Consider the following 276-nt stretch of genomic DNA (forward strand, 5'->3'; position numbering starts at 1 on the left):
TATGAAGGTGAAATCAGTGAACAAGAATTCTTTGACCACGGCATCTTACTGGTTGCCATGATCAAGTGTGGTGTTGAAGTTGCGTTCGACGTAATGGTTGAAGCCGGTATTTTACCTGGGTCTGCGTACTATGAATCACTGCATGAAACACCGCTTATTTCTAACACAATCGCACGTAAGCGTTTGTATGAAATGAACGTGGTTATTTCAGACACAGCAGAATACGGAAACTATTTGTTTGCTAACGCAGCAATTCCAATTTTGCGTGAGAAATTT

At 40.9% G+C, this 276-nt stretch carries 1 pseudogene; it reads left to right on the forward strand.

What is annotated here, in order from left to right:
* Positions 1–276: pseudogene (locus tag NLF92_RS12850) on the forward strand (ketol-acid reductoisomerase); the annotation flags it as partial.

The sequence above is a fragment of the Opacimonas viscosa genome, assembly GCF_024199005.1.
Lineage (GTDB): Bacteria > Pseudomonadota > Gammaproteobacteria > Enterobacterales > Alteromonadaceae > Opacimonas > Opacimonas viscosa.